Genomic DNA, 18,607 nt, shown 5'->3' with positions numbered 1-18,607 from the left:
ACTCAAACAAGGAACACGGGAAAAATGATGGCACCTGTTCAGCACTGGCACAACGGCGAGTATGTCGTTACGACGGATAAGTCGCAGATGGATATCGGGGCAATACACCGTTATCTCACCCGTTCAAGTTGGGCCGCGGGAATTGATTACGCTACGGTCGCGCGGTCAATTGAAAACAGCCTGAATTTTGGGCTTTTTCATCATCAGCAGCAGATTGGCTTTGCGCGATTTATTACTGATTACGCAACCTTCGCGTACCTGTGCGATGTCTATGTGCTTGAAGAATGCCAGGGCAAAGGACTGGGCGGATGGCTGATCGAATGCTGTCAGTCACATCCCGTGGTTAACACATTACGCCGGCTGTTGCTCTTCACCTCAACCGCGCCCTGGTTATATCAAAAATTTGGCTACCAGCCGGTAAACAAACCCGACTATGCCTGGACAATCACCCGGCCCGATATTTATCAGGCCAACCGCGATGCCCAGACGTAATCGGCCGCCTGTATTACCGATCTGCAATAATCGCCAGCCGCTGGCAGCCACGCGCCTCCAGGGCCAACGCGGCCTGAGCAGCACGCATGCCGCTGGCACAGACCAGGACGATGCGTTTATCCGCGGGCGGCTGCCAGCTGGCAATGTGCTGTGGCAATATCCGCTGTGCAGACTGGCTGACACTGACCGGTGCTTCCTCTGTCCCTCGTAGATCCACCACGCAGTCATCGGGGGTCAGCAAAGCAGGATCGATAAACGGAATGCCGGCCTTGTCGGGCTCAGGCGCATTGTCGAACCGGAACTGACGCAGTTGCCATGAGACAAAATCACAGTTGATCATGCAGCCTAAGGGTGAAGGCGACAGGTGCAACAGAATGCTGAGCGCCATCTGCGCCTGTAAGGCGCCAAGGGTGGCAACCGCCGGGCCCATCACGCCTGCGGTGTTACAGTTACCTGAGGTTTTGGGTAATTGTGGGAACAGTGCGCGATAGCTGGGCGCGCCGCCGCAAAAACTGCCTGCATAGCCCTTTCGCCCCAGCACCGAGGCGCAAACCAGCGGTATACCACGGGCAAAGCAGCTGTCGGAAAGCTGATAAGTCACCGCGAAGTTATCCGCAGCATCGACAACCAAATCAATATCCACCAGTGCTTCTTCAATACGACTTGCCTGTAATGCTACGGGATGTGCTTCAACCACCGTATCAGGATTACGCTGTGCCAGCGCACGTTGGGCGCAAAACACCTTCGGCTCGCCAATATCGGCAGTGGTAAATAGCGTCTGACGATGCAGGTTATGCAGCGCCACGACGTCGTCGTCATAGAGCCGGATATAACCGATGCCCGCGCCCGCCAGGAGAGGTAATAAGGTGGAAGCCAGCCCACCCGCGCCAACCACTAAGACACGAGCAGCGGACAAAGCCTGCTGCCCCTGCTCGCCCACTTCTGGCAGCATTGTCTGTCGTTGATAACGTGCCATCTCTGCTCCTTAGCGAAATTGCGCCAGGCCGAAAACGGGCGTAGAGGCGGCAGCCATGTCGCGACGCTCCATCATGCCAGCCTGACGCGCCTGATGTCCCGCTTCAATGGCGCGCGCAAATGCGCCAGCCATACGTACCGGATCGCTGGATTTCGCCACGGCGGTATTCAACAGCACAGCATCAAACCCCAATTCCATCGCCTGAGCCGCCTGGCTCGGCGCACCGATCCCGGCATCAATAATCAGTGGAACGTCCTTAAACCAGGCACGCATCGTGCGTAAGCCTTCGAGATTGCGTAATCCCTGACCTGAGCCGATGGGCGCCCCCCACGGCATCAGCACTTCACAGCCCGCGTCCAGCAGTTTCTCGCCCACAATCAGATCTTCTGTGGTGTAAGGGAAAACGTGGAAACCCTCTGCACACAAAATACGTGCTGCTTCGACGAGGGCAAAGGGATCGGGCTGTAAGGTATCGGCATGACCGATCACCTCAAGCTTGATCCAGGACGTGGCAAACAATTCCCGCGCCATATGCGCCGTCGTCACGGCTTCTTTCACCGTATGGCAGCCTGCGGTATTGGGTAAAACGCGTTTATTTAACGTTTTCAGGAGATCGCGAAAGGCTCCACCCTGGCTTCCTTCACGACGCAGACTCACCGTAATAATCTCGGCGCCGGATGCGCCAACGGCCTGTTGCAGAATATCCGGCGAGGGATAACCTGCAGTGCCCAGTAAAAAACGTGACTGTCCGCTAAAGTCATAAAACATCGTTAGCCTCCCTGCATCGGCGATAACACTTCAAGACGACAACCCGCCACAAGCGGCTCTGAGGAATAGCGCTCCCGGGGAACAAATTCGCCATTAACGGCACTGGCGACACAGCCAGCATCGATATGTTGTTCCACGAGTAATTCAGCCAGCGTGCAGGCTTCGGTTTCAATAACAAGGCCATTCAGTTCTATTTTCATCGCACTCCCTCTGACGTCAGTTGTTGCATAAGCTTCTCGGCCATCATCGGGGCCAGCAGGAAGCCGTGACGGTACATGCCGTTAATGGAAAAAATGCCATTTTCATAACGCACTTCGGGCAGATTGTGGCGGTAAGCCGGACGCAAACCTGTGCCGCTTTCAATAATGCGTGCTTCGGCGAGGGCGGGATGGATGCTGTAGGCTGCACTTAACAGTTCCATCATCGCGCGCGCGCTGATTGGGCTGTCATCCTGGCTTTCGACCATGGTCGCGCCCAGCATAAAATGCCCCTGTGCTCTGGGCACCAGATAACAGGGAAAACGCGGGTGCAGCAGGCGAACAGGACGGGAAAACGTTATTTCGTCGGTGTGGAGAATAACCATTTCACCGCGCACGGCACGCAATTCTGGTTGGGATTGCCGGGCATGAATACCCCGACAATCGATAATTTTCCCGCTGGGTTTACCCGGGTGAAACCGGACACCCGCATTCAGTAAACGCGTTTGTAATTCTTGCATTGCCAGCCGGGGATCAAGATGACCTTCTGCGGCAAAGAACAAGCCACGGGAAAAACGGTCTTCCAGCGCAGGTTCAATCTCTGTCGGCGTCACCCACTGATGTGATGAGGTCATGTTAGCGAAACGCGTTAACTCAGCACTGTCGCGCGGGGGCGCAATCACCAGGGTACCCTGCTGTTCCACGCCGCTGACCCGGGCCGACCACCATGCCGCAGCATACTGACCCCAGTCAACGACCTGCTGTGGCGCGCTTTCCGCTTCGCACCAGGGCGCCAGCATACCGCCAGCCCAGTGCGATGCCGCGCGGCAGCCCGGTAAGGTAATGATTTCGACAGATTCACCCTGCTCCGCCAGTAGCGTGGCGATACACAATCCGGACACGCCACTGCCGAGCACTGACCAGCGGCTCATTGCCAGCCAACCTGACAGGGTAACATCAGAAACAGGATTTTCACTTTGGCCTCTCTGTTAACAGTCAGAGACCCGTGATACAAGAAGGGAAAAAGCATGAGCCCGGCAAAAGCAGACTCTGCGGCAAGTATCTGCATGGGAGATACCCGTCTTCCTACGCCAGTATCAACTGGGTCAGGTTCTAAGGGTCGCTAAGCCGCGCATTGCGCTATTAGCCTCTCAGTCTCTTCGGCGAGACTCCCCTGACGGGTTCTAGTTTTATTTTAAGCCGCGCCTTACGTCAAGGCTGATGCAGCAATTTGTCGTTAGCGACTAAGGCACATTCAGATAACGCAGCAGAGCCGTCATACATGCTGCGCCCAAAATGATGACGATGAGCGGCGCCCTGCGCCACGCGAGAAAAATGGCAAACGACACGCCCAGCAGCCTTGCCATCCCGGCAAAATGCTGACCTTCGAACAACGTGGTGGTAGCTGCAACGGCCAGTAACAGTACCGTGGCCGCATCGGATAACACATTTTGCGTGCGCTCACTGACAGGTAGCCGGTTACCCAGTTTGACGCCTGCATAACGAATGGCATAGGTTCCGGCAGCCAGCAAGGCAATGCCTGCAATTATCATCGGATGATTCATTTACGCGATCTCCACGTAAGCAGCCCTAACAACGAAAACAGAACAGGCATCCCTGCTGGAACAAAGGGCGTAACCGCCAGCGACAGCACGGCGCCGGTAGCCGCGGGAATGCGGGTTCGGGGTTTGCGTAACGCCGGAAAGATGAGTGCGATAAGAATGGCGGGAAACACCGCATCCAGACCAATAACGGAAATATTTGGGATAAACTGGCCAATCGCGGCCCCGAGCATGACGGTGAACGGCCAGATCAATCCGATACCGATGCCGCACAGCCAAAACGCACTGCGGCGTTGAGCCAGCTGCGGCTGAGAGATGCCGAACACCACACTTTCATCGTTCATGATGTGACAGCCGAGCGCTCCCCGCCAGCCGCTGCCAACTAAGTCTTTAACCGCAATGCCAAAGGGAAGATGGCGGGCGTTGACCAGCAAACCTGCCGCCGCCGCGGTTAACGGACTGCCACCGCCGGCAACGATGCCAATAAATAAGAATTCCGATGCGCCAGCCAGCACCAGCGTTGATAACGCCAGCGGTACCCAAAACGGAAAGCCATCAGCAATGGCGAGCGACCCATAAGACAGGCCGACAATGCCATCTGCGATACAGACCAGAAAAATTGCCTTTATAACGCCTTTATCCAGCGTGAATTTTTTTGCCAGCATCAACATCGAATCCCATAATGAACGATAAATCCATTATAATGAACACCTGATATGCATTACAAGACGAACGATACGTTCATTTTAACGAACAGGAAGAGTGATGAGCACGCCCATTGATATCATTGCCAGGGGTTTAGTAAGAGAGCGCCAGCGTGCCGGCCTGACGCTGGCTGAAGTTGCTCGCCGGGCGGGGATTGCCAAATCGACCCTGTCTCAGCTTGAAGCCGGTAACGGCAATCCGGGTATTGAGACGTTGTGGTCGCTGTGTGTCGCGCTCAATATTCCATTTGCACGCCTGATGGAGCCGGAAACGAACCGGTTACAGGTTATTCGCCGCGGAGAAGGCCCCACGGTGGCTGCTGAGCAGGCTGATTATAAAGCCGTCTTACTGGCAACCTGTCCCCCGGGCGCACGACGGGATATCTATCTGCTGCACATACAGCCCGGCAGCGAACGCTGCTCACAGCCGCATTCACCGAATACCATCGAACATTTAATTTTGACGCAAGGGCGCGCAGAGGTTGGGCCGGTTGATTCACCCGTTGAGCTTGAGGTAGGCGATTACATCAGCTACCCGGGCGACACTGAGCATATTTTTCGTGCGCTTGAGCCTGATACGCTGGCTGTGCTGGTCATGGAGCATGTGTGAAGGCAGGTTTCCCTGCCTTCGGTTAAAGACTGGCTTCGTGGGCTGTTGCGCCGCGCTGGCTGAGGGAAGCCAGTGAGATAACACGATGCGCGCTTTTCTCCAGTAAGGTGAGATCGTGGCTGACCAGCAAAATGGCGCAGCGTTGCTGTGTTGCCAGTTCGCTAATCAACGCCAGCGTCTGCTGCTGAACGACAGGATCCAGGCGCGACGTCGGCTCATCCGCAAATAAAAACACAGGATCCAGTAACATCACCCTTAGCAGTGAAAAGCGCTGAAGCTCGCCGCCTGACAAACCCGAAGCCGGACGGTTCAGCAACGCGTGCGCTAATCCCAGTTGTGCCATCAGTTCATCACGTCGCTTCACCGTGGCGTGGTGCAGCCGCAACACATCATCGATAACCCTGGCCATCGCGATGTCAGATGGAAATATGGTTGAGGGATCCTGATAAAGTTTTTGGTAACGTAACCTACTGGCAGCCCCTGGACGCACGACCCTGCCCGAATCGGGTGTTATCAAACCGCATAGCGTATCCCCCAGACTGCTTTTACCGCAGCCGCTTTCGCCGTAAAGCCCCACGATTTCACCGGCCCGGAAGATCAGCGAGGCATTGTGAAACAGTTGCTTCCCTGACCGTTTCAGAGAAAGGCCCTCTGTCTGTAACACGATGGTTTCATCACAGGGTACTCGCGATCCTGGCGCCCAGGCCTCAGGATCGGCCGCCAACAGCAGTTGGGTGTAATGCGCCTGTGGACGGTATAACACCTGCCCGGCGCTGCCCTGCTCAACGACTTTGCCTTTATGCATCACCATAACCTCACCACCTAACTGTCGGGCCAGTGCAATGTCGTGCGTGATCGTCAGCAAGGTTTCACCCTGCACCACCGCCGTATTTAACAGGTTACCCATTTCGTCCCGCCGCGCGACGTCCAGCCCTTTAGTCGGTTCGTCTGCAATCAGCAGCGTGGCGCCCCCCGCGCGAGCAGCCGCGAAGCAAACCCGCTGGGCCATTCCCCCTGAAAGCTGCCAGGGAAAACGCGCAGAGGCGTGCGTAAGCCCCAGCTGGTCGAGTGCCTGTGCCGCGGCATGTTGTGCCTCCCTCCGGGCTAAGCCCCGCACGTACCGGTAACCTTCCGCGACCTGCGCGCTGACACGCATAGTTGGATCGAGCGCCAGCCCGGGTTCCTGGGGCAAAGACGCGATGCGATGCCCCCACAGAGCATGAAGACGGTCCAGATCGGTTTGGAGATCATAACGTTGTCCGTCAATCTCAACCGTGCCTGTGGCACGGAGTCCTTCTGGTAACGCCCCCATGATGGCCTGGGCGAACAAACTTTTCCCCGATCCGGTTTCGCCCACCAGCGTCATGGGCTTGCCCGGCTGGATGACCATACTCATGGGCTCGACGATGCACTCTTCGGCGTAAACGGCGACCTGTTTAATTACTATGCCCGTCATATCCGATCCTTATTCACTAATAAATTCATACCAGTCAGTAGCAAAAAAAGCACCAGCACGGGCTGGAGTAGAAGCCAGGGCGCTTCCCAGGCATAGGGAAAAAGTTCTGTCATCATCAGCCCCAGTTCTGGTGTCGGTGGGCGAACCCCCACGCTGATGAATCCCAATGCGGACACCGCCATAACGGCACTGCTAAACGCATAAACCGTTAACGTCAGCAACAAGGGCGCTATGGCTGGCCATAAGTGTCTGCGAAACAGATAGCGTATCGAGAAACCGAGCAGTGAAGAGGACTGGACGGCGGGAGACGTAACAACGGGTCGCAGGGTGGCTCGCGTCACGCGAAAAAACTCGACCCACAGCACCAGTGAAATCCCCAGCCACAACATTTCTGGCGAGTCAGGTGAGATAGCCGCTAACAACAGCACCAGCAGCAGACCGGGAAGCGCAAGGCACATATCCGCTAATGCGTTGCACACCTTGTCCACCCATCCGCCGCGCCAGGCACTCATGATCCCCGCCAGCGTGCCCATTATCAGTGCCGTGATAACACATATCGCTGCCAGGCCCAGTGATAACCTGAGTGCCGCACTCAGCCGGGCCAGCATGGAGCGGCCAAGATGGTCATAGCCCAACCAGGCCTGCCCAGAGGGACGCTGTAACATCTGCAACAGGTCCTGTTGCACAGGATCCCCAGCCCCGAATAACGGCACCAGCCAGGCAAACGCGAGCAACGCCAGAATAATTGCCAGGCCTGTTTTTTGACGAAAGGTCATGTGCGTTTCCCCCTTGGATCCAACACATGGCATAAACCATCGACCAGCATGTTCAGGGTGACAAACGTCAGCCCCAGTACCATTGCGCTGGCCTGTATCACGGGTACGTCCCGGGCAAAAATCGCATGGACCAGCGCATGACCAATGCCTGGCCAGGCAAACAGCGTTTCCACCACCACCACGCCTTCCACCAGCCAGACGAACTGCATGCCGAGCCAGGTCACGACCGGAACACTGAGATTACGCAGGGCGTGACGCCAGAAAAGACGCGGTTGAGAGAGTCCCTTTTGTGCCCCCCAGCGATACCAGCTGGCCGTTACAGCCTGGAACGTCGCCTCACGTACGACCCGAGCGCCCACGGCACTTAGCGGCAGCGCCAGCGTCACTGACGGCAGAATGAAATGGCGCCAGTTCCCCTGCCCGGCACTGGGCAGCCAGTCCATTCGCAGCGCAAACAAAACGATAAGCAGCAGGCCAAGGGCAAAATGCGGAACCGATTTGAGAATGGCGGCAGCGCCGTTAATGACCCGGTCCAGGAAACGGCCGGGATGACAGCCTGCCCAAATCCCGAGTGGAGTAATCAGTAGCAGGGTCAGTAACAGAGCAAAGCCGGCAAGGGCGAACGTTTGTTCCAATTGCCAGACCAGTTCGCCACTGACAGGCTCACCCGATACCAGTGAACGGCCAAAGTTGAAGCGCAGCAGATCCCACATCCACTGTCCCAGCGCACTTCCCTGGGTGGTCATATCCGCCAGTTGCTGTTTTACCTGGGCCACCGCTGCCAGATCGACCCGATCATAACCATACCGTCCCGATGCGATGCGCCAGGCCATATCACCCGGTAATGCCTGTACCAGAACAAACGTTAAGATCCCGACCGCGAGAATGACGAAGGCGGCCTGGCAAAGGCGCCAGCTGAGTTGTTTGAGCATCATTTCACCCATTGCATATCACGCAGGCCAAAATGGCGTTCAAACGGATCCAGCGTGACCGCGGTGAGGCTGGAATTAACTGCCGCCGACTGCTGATACCAGGCGATGGGAATAACCGGCAAATCGCGCTGGAAAGCCGTAGTAATGACCTCTCTGGCCTTTTGTCGCACCGCAGAATCATGACTCTGCGATAGCGTACCGAGCGCCTCGTTAAAGGCCTTGTCGTGCCAGTTCATTGCTCCCCAGTCACCGCCTTGAGGGCCATAATCCTGAAGCAGCGTACCGGTGGGATCGGGCGTTAAGGCAAAATTACGGGCGAACAGCGCCATCTGCAGGCTCCCGTCGTGATGACGAGCGGGGATTTCACTGGAGTTAGTTGAATTGATGACGACATCGATTCCGATCTGACGCAGCTGCTGTTGGATCACCATCGCGATGAGCGGCAGTTCAGGACGGTCCGGATAGGTCAGCAGCGTGAGCGTAAAACGCTGTCCATTACGGATCAGTATCCCATCCTGACCGGCTTTCCAGCCTGACTGCGTAAGCAATGCTGCTGCACGCTGTGGTGAGTAATCCAGCGTGGGCAATGCAGGATTGTGCCACTCGGCCATCGAGGGCGGGAACATCTGCGTCGCCGCCCCTGGATAGCGCAAAACCGCATTAGAAAGCGCACTCCGGTTAATCGCCAGGCTTAATGCCTCGCGCGTGGTGTGGTCGCTGAGAAAAGGATGTGCCAGATTCAGTTTAAGCATCACCGTGCGTGGAACGGAAACAGTAAGCAGCTGCAGAGATTTTTTATGTGACAGGCGCTGCCGACTGGCGGCATCAAGGTTAAAAACATAATCGGCGCCTCCGCTTTCAGCCAGCAGTGCGCGTGTTTCAGCGCGCCCCGCAGATAAATATTCAGCGCCAGCGATGGCAGGTTTTTTCCCCCAGTAATCCTCAAATCGCTTTACGCTCAGCGCCTGAGGCGGCTGGAAACTCACCAGTTGAAACGGACCGCTGCCAATGATCCGCGTGACAGCGTTAGCGTCATCCCATGATGCCAGCGCCAGAATTTGTGAACGACTTTCTGCCAGCACCGCCAGTAGCGGTGTAAAAGGCTCACTGAGTGTGATGATGACCTGTCTGTCTTCACCCACGATCGACGTTATCGGTGCCTTATCCAGCAAGCCCGGCTTACCACGGGCAATATTGAGTGATTTCACAACGCTTTCAGCAGTAACAAGGGAACCGTCGTGAAAATGGGCGTCGGGACGCAGTGTAAAGCGCCATTGCAGACCATCCGGAGAAGCCTGCCAGCTCTCTGCAAGCGCTGGAACAGGGGCTCCTCTGGCATCCGTCTCCACCAGCGTTTCCACCACATCCATACGGAGTAAAATATCACCCGAAAGAGCGGGATCGGCACCCTTAATTTCAAATGGGGCGGCAATACGGACCGGTTTTATATCGGCAGAAGCGGCACTCAGGGAGGCAAATAACAGGCACCCAAGCGTGCCGTGAAGGAGATGCTTAAGTTGTTTCATAATATGTCTTTTAACCACATAATGTTACCCAGAAATATTATGTTATAACATATCAAATAAAAGCAAAACCCATCTGAACGTGTCGAGACGAAAACGAGATAGTCACTCTGCAGTTTCACGATCCTGTGTTTTGCTATTCCTGACAAACAGTGTTGAAAATCACCGTCATTTTGTTATGTTATAACATAATAAATGACACTGATTTTAAGGATCTCTCATGGCGCTTCATTCCCTACCTGACTCATCCGATCCCCGCTTGCCTGTATCTGTACTGTCAGGATTTCTCGGGGCAGGTAAAACGACACTGCTAAATCACATTCTTAATAATCGCGAGGGTCGACGCATTGCAGTGATTGTTAACGATATGTCGGAAGTCAATATTGATGCGGCGTTGGTGCGTAATGGCGGCGCTGAACTCTCTCGTACCGATGAAAAGCTGGTGGAAATGAGCAATGGCTGCATATGCTGCACCCTTCGTGAAGACCTGTTACTGGAGGTCAAACGGCTGGCGCAGGAAGGCCGCTTTGATCATCTTGTCATAGAATCGACCGGCATCTCAGAGCCGCTTCCGGTTGCAGAAACCTTCACCTTCGCCGATGAGGACGGGGAGAGTTTATCCACCATTGCGCGGTTAGATACCATGGTCACCGTGGTAGATGGGTATAACTTCCTCAAGGACTACCGTTCGGTCGACTCGCTTCAGGCACGAGGTGAATCTCTTGGGGCAGAAGATGAACGATCTGTCGTCGATCTTCTGGTCGATCAAATCGAATTTTGTGATGTGTTGGTGGTTAATAAGACTGACCTTATTACGGAGGATGAGCAACGGACGCTTAAAGCAATGTTACATTCGCTGAATCCACGAGCGCGTATCATTACCAGCCACTTTGGTAACGTTCCCCTTGATCAGGTACTGGATACGGGTCTGTTTGACTTTGATCAGGCTGCACAGGCCCCGGGTTGGCTGAAAGAGCTGCGCGGCGAGCATCAACCTGAAACAGAAGAGTATGGTATTCGCAGTTTTGTTTACCGTGCCAGGCGCCCTTTTCATCCAGAACGTTTCTGGCATGCTGTTAACCACCAGCTTGATGGCGTCATTCGCTCGAAAGGCTATTTCTGGCTGGCCAGCCGTCCGGAATATGCGGCGATGTGGTCACAGGCCGGTGCGGTCGCACAGCATGGTTATGCCGGGAGCTGGTGGGCCAGCATTCCGCGGGACAAATGGCCCAGAGACAGTGAGTCTCTGAATTTTATTGCTGAGAACTGGCTGGATGGCATTGGTGATGCCCGACAGGAACTGGTTTTTATCGGCATTGAAATGGATGAAGATCAGGTGCGCAGCGCGCTTGACGCTGCCCTGTTAACGCCGCTGGAAATGGCTCAGGGCCCCGAATACTGGGTAACGCTTTCGGATCCCATGCCGGGCTGGTTTGGTGATGCTGATTCCTGATCGTTATATTCTGCGTGCATCCTCTGACTCGCAATAGAAAACCCGTTTGTCTGTTCTGCATAAAGGCTGACAGTGATAAGAACCAGGCGCATTGTCATGCGCCTGGTTTATTGTTGTTGTCGCCAGAAGCCAGAACGTGGATTACCGACGGTTTTTCCAAATCGTCTGGACATTACAGAACTCATGCACACCAAAATGTGACAGTTCACGACCATAGCCACTCTTTTTCACACCACCAATGGTGACGCGCGGATCTGAAGCACCATTGCCATTAATAAACACAGCGCCTACTTCCAGCTCTTCGCTCATCCGGGCGGCCATATGCTCATCGCCCGTCCAGACGGTTGCGCTCAGCCCAAACTCGCTGTCATTGGCGATCTCCAGGGCGTGCTCCGCATCCCGGGCCACGGCAATCGCCGCTACAGGACCAAACAGCTCTTGCCGAAAGGCAGTCATTTCGCTGGTGACGTCTGAAAGGATGGTGGGGGCGTAATAGTTGCCCTGCCCTGCTATTTTCTCACCGCCTAATACCAACCGGGCACCCTCACGCAGGCTGGCTTGTACCTGCTGGTCCAGCTCATCACGCAGATCGGCGCGGGCCATTGGGCCGATGTAGGTGTCCTCATTCAAAGGATCGCCGATTTTAAGCGCTTTGACAGCCTCTACAAAACGGGCCTCAAATGCCTCTGCGACGGATGCCTCAATGATGAACCGTTTGGCCGCCATACAGACCTGCCCGGTATTCTGATAACGGCCTGTCACCGCAGATTTTACTGCTTCATCCAGGTCTGCATCAGCCAGCACGATGAAAGGATCTGATCCGCCCAGTTCCAGCACGGTCTTTTTCAACGCCGCGCCCGCCTGTGCTGCGATCGCTGCACCAGCCCGAACACTGCCTGTTACTGCTACTGCAGCAATACGATCATCTTTGATAGCGGTTGAAACACCTTCGTTATCAACGTTAATCAGATTAAAACCACCCTTTGGCAGGTCGGTTGCATCAAATAACTCAGCCATCAGCGTTGCGCTTCCCATGACGTTTGGCGCGTGTTTAAGCAGATAGGTGTTACCCGCCAGCAGCATGCCTACCGCGCCGCGCAAAACCTGCCAGAAGGGGAAATTCCACGGCATGACTGCCAGTATCACGCCTATCGGGCGAAAGGACTGCCACGCATCGGGTACCTGTGATGGCTGGTCTTCCAGCATTGCAGGTCCAAATTCTGCATACCAGTCACACAGATTGGCGCATTTTAAGATCTCTCCTCTTGCCTGTGCCACGGGTTTACCCATCTCAAGGGTAATCATGCGTGTCAGTTCAGGCTCGCGTTCACGAAGCTGGTGAGCGAGTTGGCGGAGCACCGTTACGCGTGATGCCATGCTGCTTTTTCGCCATTTTTTAAACGCGGCCGCGCTGGTGCTTAATGCCTGTTCCAGTTCAGCTGCGTTCTGCATGGGATAGCTGGCAAGAATGTCGCCCGTGGTTGGATTACGTGACACGGCAAAGTCAGTCATGGTTCCGATCCTTTTCAATAAGTGATGTTGTCACCATACGCCGGGACAATACTGATGAAAAATGAATAATGCTGAGCAAGTTGTTTATAAAAAATGAAGTGCTGAATTTATTACGCCAGATTTCGCTCAGGCGAACACCACGAGCAGCACGTTACTGTTTTGGCATAAAGGATCCGGATAGACGGCTGGATAACGTGAATGCCATATTTGCTTCAGGCGAGTTATCCACTTATACAGTGAATAGTTCCTATATAACGATCATAAAGAGATCCATTATAGATCCAAAGAGATCCCCGATCGTCGCAGGCCGCACCACATAAGGGCTGAGAGGGTGTTTGCATTCACTGTAATCAGTAAAGTATTCACTGTAATCAGTACTTTATTCACTATACACAGTAGAATGTTCACTATAATCAGTGCTAATGTTCACTGTAATCAGAAAACGATCCTTTTCATCCACAGAATGAAGATCTTATCCCATGGCAGATAAAGATAGTGAAAACAAAGCGTTACTAGAGCCTTTTCTGTCTGTGACCAAAAACAGTGGTGAAGTTATTCAGCTTCACCCCAACAAAAATAATACTGTTCAGCCCGTAGCCTTAATGCGTCTAGGGCTCTTTGTTCCCACGCTTAAATCCACAGCGCGTGGTATTTCTGGTGCTATGGCTTCAACCGACGCCACCAAAGAGCTTAAAAACCTCTCTCTGGTTAAAGCGGAAGGTTATGAAAAGATTACCATTACCGGTGCCAGACTGGATATGGATAATGACTTTAAGACCTGGGCCGGTATTATTCAGTCTTTTTCCCGTTATCCTACACAGGGTGATACGGTAACCCTGCCTTTTATTGATTTCGTGAAGATGTGCGGTATTCCCTCCGCCAACTCCTCTGCCGCATTGCGTAAGCGACTCGACGCTTCGTTACGCCGTATTGCGACGAACACTCTCTCTTTTGAAGGTAACGGTAAGGCCTATCATACGCATCTGGTACAGTCAGCTTATTACGATCGTGAAAAAGACATTGTTCGCATACAGGCTGATCCCAAGCTCTTTGAGCTGTATAACTTCGACCACAAGGTTTTACTGCAGCTGAGGGCTATCTCCCGCCTTAAGCGCAAAGAATCGGCTCAGGCGCTTTATACGTTCCTGGAGAGCCTGCCGACCAACCCTGCGCCTATTTCTCTTGCACGCTTACGTATGCGGCTCAATCTTGGCTCAAAGATTACCACGCAGAATCACGTGGTACGGCGCGCGATGGAACAGCTTAAAGAGATTGGCTACCTTGATTATTCTGAAGTCAAACGAGGTCGCTCGGTGTTTTTCATCATTCACAGCAGAACACCGAAACTTGATGGAATCAGTAACCTGGAAGGAATCGATACGCTTGATGACATCGATTTTGAAGACTGAGCCCAACATTCACTGTAATCAGCATTTATCACGTTGCAGTGTCACTTTTATCAAAAAGTGACACGTAGGCTTATCCCTTTCGTCCGAATTCTTCAGGCGGTGAGCTGGCCATTCACTGTAATCAGTCGTGTTCACTGTAATCAGTAGACGTGGGCTGGTTCATATCTCGACTTTCGCGGTCCTATTATTAAGGTTATTATTAATCAATTGGTTATAAGTTAGTTTGTACTTGCTGACATTTTTTAAATCCTCTCTCTCCCTGCGTTTAACCCCCCTTTTACTGATTACAGTGAATGTCGGTTCGAAACCAAACCTCCGCCTCGTCATACTGTTTATAGTGAATCAACTGAGCTTTGTTGTTTACAGAATACAGTGAATGTTAATTTTAAATCATTGTTTATAAATGTCTTTTTTCGGCTCTGTCTTGCTGGCTTTTCGCCCTGCCTTTCCTGTTGGCAGTTGGGAGCTTTTCCGCTTAAAAAAAGTGACAGGGTTAAGCCAGGGCTGATTACAGTGAATGATGTCCACCTTTTGGGATGAAACATCAGCATTTGTCACGAAATCCGCTGACTACAGTGAACACTTAGCTCACTGCAGTGAATGTTGAGATACCGGCAGGTTAAATGAAAATCACGTTTGCTGATTATAGTGAACATTCCATCTGACGCGGGCAGGTTCCGTTTGCAGCCAGCCGAATTCCTCTCCTTCTTTTACTGACTACAGTGAATGTTTTACTGACTACAGTGAATCCCCTATCATCCGTAAGCCCGCCCATGATGATACGTGGCCTGATTCTGATAACCGACCTGCGGAAAGGAATCTGCAAAGTATACTGATTACAGTGAATGCTCTGATCAGGCTGGGGCTGGTCAACGTAGATTGAGTTACTTAGCATTCACCCCCATAAGAGGTGTTTGGCTGAATGCGTATTTACTGATTACAGTGAATGTTAGGAACTCAGTCCTGTAACCGTTCTGCATTTACGTGAGAGCCTGGCTGTGGGAAAGGCGAGCCTGATGACTCCTCGTAAAGGGGCCAGCAAAATGAAAGCGCAAGGTTACTGACTACAGTGAATGCCCAAAGTTACCCAAAACTTTTACTGATTACAGTGAATATTTTGAGCGCCGCACTTGCTGATTATAGTGAATCCTCTGTCGGTTCCCTATGAAAGGACTCCCCTTTTTTTTCGTTGAAAAACGGGATATGACTTCCTGCCCGTTGCCCGTTGCCCGTTGCCTGTCCGTTCAACACTGTACCTTATTGTCTGCCGGCTTCACCTGCAGGGTCACCCATCGGCCTGAACTCATGATGCACCCCTCGCTCGTTACTGATTACAGTGAATCCTTTACTGACTATAGTGAATCTTTGAGTTAGCGATCTCACAGCTGCCAACCGGCACGAATCTGTGCTCCAGACAGGCGCTGAAATCACCATATTGGCGTAGCCCTCCTGCTTACGGGTAACACGTATCCGAATTGAATTGACCTCCAATAGGCCTGCAAAAATTCGAATGCATTCATTCACTGATTACAGTGAATGTTCGACACTGTTATCGATGTCTTTTCTTACCGGCTTTTACAGGGGATAGAATTTGTGAGAGCTATCGTATGATGGGTCCAGCGTCAAGGTTAAGGCTGTAAAGATGAACTGGCGGTATTTCATGTGGGCGACATCGAGATGTGTCCCGCTCATCACAGTGAATTGTGCGAACAAAGTCACAGAAATCAGGAGTCCTACATTTAACACAGTATTGCGTTGATATGATAACTTGTTGCCTTGTGTGCAGGATTTAGGTATAAATTCATAAATCCTACATATTTGGAGTAAGTATGGCTAACGATGATAGTCAGGTCATGAAAGTTGCTCAGCGTTCCGAACGCATGTTATTGAGCCTTACTGAACAAATTCAGGCACAAAAGCTTGAGTTGCAGGAAAACAGCTACTATCAAATTTACGCCAAGGCGGCTCTGGCTAAACTGCCAAAACTGACCCGCGCCAGCGTTGATTATGCCGTAAACGAAATGGAAGAGAGTGGTTATCAGTTTGATAAGCGCGCTGCCGGTAGCTCGGTGAAGTACGCCATGTCCATTCAGAACATTATTGATATCTATCATCATCGCGGCGTGCCTAAATATCGCGATCGTCATACTGAAGCCTTTACCTTATTTGTTGGGAATCTTAAAGGTGGCGTTTCCAAGACGGTTTCTACTGTTTCTCTGGCTCATGCGCTTCGGGCTCACCCTCATCTTTTATACGAAGACCTGCGCATCCTTGTGATTGATCTCGATCCACAGTCTTCTGCCACGATGTTTTTAAACCATGAGCGTTCTGTCGGACTCGTGGAGGCGACTGCCGCTCAGGCGATGCTACAAAACGTCACACGGGATGAGCTGGTAAACGAATTTATCGTCTCATCCATTATTCCTGGTGTGGACGTGTTGCCTGCATCAATTGATGACGCATTTATTGCATCAAGTTGGGAGCAGCTGTGTGCCACTCATTTGCCAGGGCAAAACATTCATTCGGTGTTATACGATAATGTCGTGTCTAAGCTTAAAAAAGATTACGACTTCATCTTCATCGACAGTGGCCCACATCTCGATGCATTTTTAAAGAATGCAATCGCCGCATCCGACCTCCTGATGACGCCAGTCCCACCGGCACAGGTTGATTTCCACTCTACCCTCAAATACCTGACTCGTTTACCGGAGCTGATTGGCATTATTGAAGAGTCCGGAGCCGTATGCCGTCTCCAGGGCAATATAGGGTTTATGTCAAAGCTCTCGAACAAAGCAGACCATAAACTTTGCCACAGCCTTGCTAAAGAAATTTTCGGCGGCGACATGCTGGACGCAACCCTGCCCCGTCTGGATGGTTTTGAGCGTTGCGGTGAGTCATTTGACACGGTTATATCGGCTAACCCGTCAACCTATGTAGGTAGTAGTGAGGCGCTCAAAAACGCCCGTTCTGCCGCTGAAGACTTTGCCAAAGCGGTTTTTGACCGCATTGAATTTATCCGCCTGAACTGAGGTTTTTTATGAGTGCTAAAAGAATAACGATCGGCAGAACCTTCAGCCAGACACCGTTAAACACAGAAAAACTCTCTGATAATCCTTCTCAGACGTTTGTTCTTGCCACAGGAAAACGTGCCGTATTCCGTTTTGAACACATTCCTGCGAATGAGATAGAAAGCAAAACCTTTGTGACCATGGAAACGAATGGTCGAGATCAGTCTGGTCTTACGCCTGACTCACTGCGAGATATTATTCGCACGATTAAGCTTCAGCAGTTTTTCCCTGCAATTGGTGTGATGCAGGGCGAGCGTATAGAGATACTGGACGGCTCACGACGTCGCGCAGCAGCACTTTATTGTAAAACTGGTCTGGATATTCTTGTGACCGATGCGGTCATTACCCCGGATGAGGCACGCAGGCTTGCGCAGGATATTCAGACGGCACGTGAACATAATTTGCGTGAAGTCGGCATGCGCTTACTGGCGCTCAAAGACGGCGGCTTATCCCAAAAAGAGATTGCTGAAAATCAGGGCCTTTCGCAAGCGAAGGTCACCCGTGCTTTACAAGCTGCCAGCGTTCCCGCTGATTTGATCTCTCTTTTTCCTAATCAGTCAGAGCTGACTTATCCTGATTATAAAGCCCTGCTTCAGGCTGCGGATAAACTGAGTGAAACCGGGCAAACCGTCGAAGCATTGATAAACGCTATCTCGGCTGAAATCGATGTTGTCAGGGCTCGTGATGGTTTGGCTGAAGACGAGTTAAAAAACACAATTCTGAGATTGATTCGTCAGGGCAGCCAGACGCTCGTTAAAGAGCCTGAGAAAGACAAAACCACAGCGGTGGCTCTCTGGTCCTTTGCTGATAAGGATCGATTTGCGCGCAAAAAAACGCGAGGGAGAATGTTTAGCTATGAGTTTAATCGCCAGTCCAAAGAACTCCAGGATGAACTAGATAAGGTCATTGCTGAGACATTAAAGAAGTATATGACTCGATGAAACATATCAAACCAGGCAAATCGATTGTCTGGTTTTTTTATTCCCTCATAGTTCCTTCACCCATGAAATATTCGATATCGCTATAGCGGATTTCAGGCTGAAATCGCCAAATAATTAGCCTGAAATTTATCACTAAAATTCTGTTTTTAAAGTGTTTTAATTTACCTTACCAAAATGAAATTCGCTGGATTTCCCGCCTGCCGCCTGTGGCGTAGATGTGGTTGTCTG

Annotated in this window: 17 protein-coding genes and 1 riboswitch; of the genes, 6 read left to right on the top strand and 11 right to left on the bottom strand. The window is 52.3% G+C overall.

Translation table 11 applies throughout. From position 1 onward, the window contains the following. Positions 1–24 precede the first annotated feature (24 nt). Positions 25–492, top strand: coding sequence for a GNAT family N-acetyltransferase (locus GKC68_RS22625; RefSeq protein ID WP_028722630.1), 468 nt, complete (start codon positions 25–27; stop codon positions 490–492). Between the two features lie 13 nt (positions 493–505). Here the strand turns inward: GKC68_RS22625 and GKC68_RS22620 are convergent, their stop codons facing one another. From GKC68_RS22620 to GKC68_RS22595, 6 genes are all read right to left on the bottom strand, one after another. After that, the gene (locus GKC68_RS22620) at positions 506–1,468 is read right to left on the bottom strand and encodes a HesA/MoeB/ThiF family protein (RefSeq protein ID WP_264238832.1); all 963 of its coding nucleotides are present in this window, start codon (positions 1,466–1,468) and stop codon (positions 506–508) included. Between the two features lie 9 nt (positions 1,469–1,477). Next, positions 1,478–2,236 carry a thiazole synthase gene (locus GKC68_RS22615; protein WP_058706791.1) on the bottom strand — a complete coding sequence of 253 codons (759 nt, stop codon included), beginning with the start codon at positions 2,234–2,236 and terminating at the stop codon, positions 1,478–1,480. Positions 2,237–2,238: 2 nt separating this feature from the next. Then, complete coding sequence (gene thiS, locus GKC68_RS22610; RefSeq protein ID WP_028722627.1) at positions 2,239–2,436, bottom strand: sulfur carrier protein ThiS; 198 nt, start codon at positions 2,434–2,436, stop codon at positions 2,239–2,241. Further along, a complete protein-coding gene (locus tag GKC68_RS22605) occupies positions 2,433–3,365 on the bottom strand; it encodes an FAD-dependent oxidoreductase (protein ID WP_028722626.1) in 933 nt (310 codons plus the stop codon). The genes thiS and GKC68_RS22605 overlap by 4 nt, the downstream gene beginning before the upstream one ends. Positions 3,366–3,499: 134 nt before the next feature. Next, a riboswitch (TPP riboswitch) is annotated at positions 3,500–3,619 on the bottom strand. A 58-nt stretch (positions 3,620–3,677) separates the two neighbouring features. Beyond that, complete coding sequence (locus GKC68_RS22600; protein WP_013028010.1) at positions 3,678–3,998, bottom strand: AzlD domain-containing protein; 321 nt, start codon at positions 3,996–3,998, stop codon at positions 3,678–3,680. Then, entirely contained in the window at positions 3,995–4,666 is a 672-nt protein-coding gene (locus GKC68_RS22595) for an AzlC family ABC transporter permease (protein WP_028722625.1), read from the bottom strand. Before GKC68_RS22595 ends, GKC68_RS22600 begins: the two co-directional genes overlap by 4 nt. Before the next feature lie 94 nt (positions 4,667–4,760). Between GKC68_RS22595 and GKC68_RS22590 the strand changes: the two genes are divergently transcribed. Beyond that, positions 4,761–5,309: an XRE family transcriptional regulator gene (locus GKC68_RS22590; RefSeq protein WP_014604694.1), complete on the top strand. Its 549-nt coding sequence runs from the start codon at positions 4,761–4,763 to the stop codon at positions 5,307–5,309. 22 nt (positions 5,310–5,331) lie between these two features. Here GKC68_RS22590 and GKC68_RS22585 read toward each other — a convergent pair whose 3' ends face one another. The 4 genes from GKC68_RS22585 to GKC68_RS22570 are packed head-to-tail and all read right to left on the bottom strand — an operon-like array spanning position 5,332 to position 9,999. Beyond that, positions 5,332–6,765, bottom strand: a complete 1,434-nt coding sequence (locus GKC68_RS22585) for an ATP-binding cassette domain-containing protein (RefSeq protein WP_342656947.1) — start codon at positions 6,763–6,765, stop codon at positions 5,332–5,334. Beyond that, the gene (locus GKC68_RS22580) at positions 6,762–7,541 is read right to left on the bottom strand and encodes an ABC transporter permease (protein ID WP_047713643.1); all 780 of its coding nucleotides are present in this window, start codon (positions 7,539–7,541) and stop codon (positions 6,762–6,764) included. The genes GKC68_RS22585 and GKC68_RS22580 overlap by 4 nt, the downstream gene beginning before the upstream one ends. Beyond that, the gene (locus tag GKC68_RS22575) at positions 7,538–8,473 is read right to left on the bottom strand and encodes an ABC transporter permease (protein ID WP_342656953.1); all 936 of its coding nucleotides are present in this window, start codon (positions 8,471–8,473) and stop codon (positions 7,538–7,540) included. The genes GKC68_RS22580 and GKC68_RS22575 overlap by 4 nt, the downstream gene beginning before the upstream one ends. Then, positions 8,473–9,999, bottom strand: coding sequence for an ABC transporter substrate-binding protein (locus GKC68_RS22570; RefSeq protein WP_342656946.1), 1,527 nt, complete (start codon positions 9,997–9,999; stop codon positions 8,473–8,475). The genes GKC68_RS22575 and GKC68_RS22570 overlap by 1 nt, the downstream gene beginning before the upstream one ends. Before the next feature lie 217 nt (positions 10,000–10,216). Here GKC68_RS22570 and zigA point away from each other — a divergent pair, with 217 nt between their 5' ends. Further along, positions 10,217–11,449 carry a zinc metallochaperone GTPase ZigA gene (gene zigA / locus GKC68_RS22565; protein WP_028722620.1) on the top strand — a complete coding sequence of 411 codons (1,233 nt, stop codon included), beginning with the start codon at positions 10,217–10,219 and terminating at the stop codon, positions 11,447–11,449. 141 nt (positions 11,450–11,590) lie between these two features. On the opposite strand, the gene GKC68_RS22560 is transcribed toward zigA, so the two are convergent. Beyond that, positions 11,591–12,961, bottom strand: coding sequence for an aldehyde dehydrogenase family protein (locus GKC68_RS22560; protein WP_047713640.1), 1,371 nt, complete (start codon positions 12,959–12,961; stop codon positions 11,591–11,593). A gap of 479 nt (positions 12,962–13,440) precedes the next feature. Between GKC68_RS22560 and GKC68_RS22555 the strand changes: the two genes are divergently transcribed. From GKC68_RS22555 to GKC68_RS22545, 3 genes are all read left to right on the top strand, one after another. Further along, on the top strand, positions 13,441–14,370 hold the full coding sequence (locus tag GKC68_RS22555) for a RepB family plasmid replication initiator protein (RefSeq protein ID WP_013028019.1): 930 nt from the start codon (positions 13,441–13,443) through the stop codon (positions 14,368–14,370). Between the two features lie 1,829 nt (positions 14,371–16,199). Next, positions 16,200–17,399 (top strand): AAA family ATPase, encoded by a 1,200-nt coding sequence (locus GKC68_RS22550; protein ID WP_264228406.1) that lies wholly within the window; start codon positions 16,200–16,202, stop codon positions 17,397–17,399. A gap of 8 nt (positions 17,400–17,407) precedes the next feature. Next, positions 17,408–18,379, top strand: a complete 972-nt coding sequence (locus GKC68_RS22545; protein WP_013028021.1) for a ParB family protein — start codon at positions 17,408–17,410, stop codon at positions 18,377–18,379. Positions 18,380–18,607 lie beyond the last annotated feature (228 nt).

The sequence above is a fragment of the Pantoea sp. RSPAM1 genome, from assembly GCF_038816185.1.
Classification (GTDB): domain Bacteria; phylum Pseudomonadota; class Gammaproteobacteria; order Enterobacterales; family Enterobacteriaceae; genus Pantoea; species Pantoea ananatis.
Note: the sequence above shows the minus strand (reverse complement) of the source record. Positions and strands in the feature narration are given on the sequence as shown.

Excerpts from the sequence above, each read along its gene's own strand:
- thiS (WP_028722627.1), bottom strand. The coding sequence starts at position 2,436 with ATGAAAATAGAACTGAATGGCCTTGTTATTGAAACCGAAGCCTGCACG.
- zigA (WP_028722620.1), top strand. The coding sequence starts at position 10,217 with ATGGCGCTTCATTCCCTACCTGACTCATCCGATCCCCGCTTGCCTGTA.
- GKC68_RS22590 (WP_014604694.1), top strand. The coding sequence starts at position 4,761 with ATGAGCACGCCCATTGATATCATTGCCAGGGGTTTAGTAAGAGAGCGC.
- GKC68_RS22555 (WP_013028019.1), top strand. The coding sequence starts at position 13,441 with ATGGCAGATAAAGATAGTGAAAACAAAGCGTTACTAGAGCCTTTTCTG.
- GKC68_RS22545 (WP_013028021.1), top strand. The coding sequence starts at position 17,408 with ATGAGTGCTAAAAGAATAACGATCGGCAGAACCTTCAGCCAGACACCG.
- GKC68_RS22570 (WP_342656946.1), bottom strand. The coding sequence starts at position 9,999 with ATGAAACAACTTAAGCATCTCCTTCACGGCACGCTTGGGTGCCTGTTA.
- GKC68_RS22600 (WP_013028010.1), bottom strand. The coding sequence starts at position 3,998 with ATGAATCATCCGATGATAATTGCAGGCATTGCCTTGCTGGCTGCCGGA.
- GKC68_RS22550 (WP_264228406.1), top strand. The coding sequence starts at position 16,200 with ATGGCTAACGATGATAGTCAGGTCATGAAAGTTGCTCAGCGTTCCGAA.
- GKC68_RS22580 (WP_047713643.1), bottom strand. The coding sequence starts at position 7,541 with ATGACCTTTCGTCAAAAAACAGGCCTGGCAATTATTCTGGCGTTGCTC.
- GKC68_RS22575 (WP_342656953.1), bottom strand. The coding sequence starts at position 8,473 with ATGCTCAAACAACTCAGCTGGCGCCTTTGCCAGGCCGCCTTCGTCATT.
- GKC68_RS22585 (WP_342656947.1), bottom strand. The coding sequence starts at position 6,765 with ATGACGGGCATAGTAATTAAACAGGTCGCCGTTTACGCCGAAGAGTGC.
- GKC68_RS22595 (WP_028722625.1), bottom strand. The coding sequence starts at position 4,666 with ATGTTGATGCTGGCAAAAAAATTCACGCTGGATAAAGGCGTTATAAAG.
- GKC68_RS22560 (WP_047713640.1), bottom strand. The coding sequence starts at position 12,961 with ATGACTGACTTTGCCGTGTCACGTAATCCAACCACGGGCGACATTCTT.
- GKC68_RS22620 (WP_264238832.1), bottom strand. The coding sequence starts at position 1,468 with ATGGCACGTTATCAACGACAGACAATGCTGCCAGAAGTGGGCGAGCAG.
- GKC68_RS22625 (WP_028722630.1), top strand. The coding sequence starts at position 25 with ATGATGGCACCTGTTCAGCACTGGCACAACGGCGAGTATGTCGTTACG.
- GKC68_RS22605 (WP_028722626.1), bottom strand. The coding sequence starts at position 3,365 with ATGAGCCGCTGGTCAGTGCTCGGCAGTGGCGTGTCCGGATTGTGTATC.
- GKC68_RS22615 (WP_058706791.1), bottom strand. The coding sequence starts at position 2,236 with ATGTTTTATGACTTTAGCGGACAGTCACGTTTTTTACTGGGCACTGCA.